1 protein-coding gene is annotated in these 303 nt (G+C 63.7%); it reads right to left on the bottom strand.

What is annotated here, in order from left to right:
- Positions 1–303, bottom strand: a 303-nt coding sequence (locus XI09_RS08315; protein ID WP_271566410.1) for a GDP-mannose 4,6-dehydratase, incomplete at both ends; no start/stop codon positions are given.

Below are 303 nucleotides of genomic sequence, written 5' to 3'. Positions count from 1 at the left end.
ATAGTTCACCGTGATCCAGTAGCCGTAGAGCTTGGCGACGCCGTAAGGAGAGCGCGGATAGAACGGCGTCGTCTCCTTCTGCGGGATCTCCTGCACGAGGCCGTAGAGCTCGGAGGTCGAGGCCTGGTAGAACCGCGTCTCCTTCTCCATGCCGAGGATCCGGATCGCCTCCAGCAGCCGCAGCACGCCGATCGCGTCGGCATTGGCGGTGTATTCCGGGCTCTCGAAGCTGACGGCGACGTGGCTCTGGGCGGCGAGATTGTAGATCTCGGTCGGCCGGATCTGCTGCACCAGGCGAATCAG

This window comes from Bradyrhizobium sp. CCBAU 11386 (assembly GCF_028128955.1).
In the GTDB taxonomy this organism is placed as follows: Bacteria; Pseudomonadota; Alphaproteobacteria; order Rhizobiales; family Xanthobacteraceae; genus Bradyrhizobium.
Note: the sequence above shows the minus strand (reverse complement) of the source record. Positions and strands in the feature narration are given on the sequence as shown.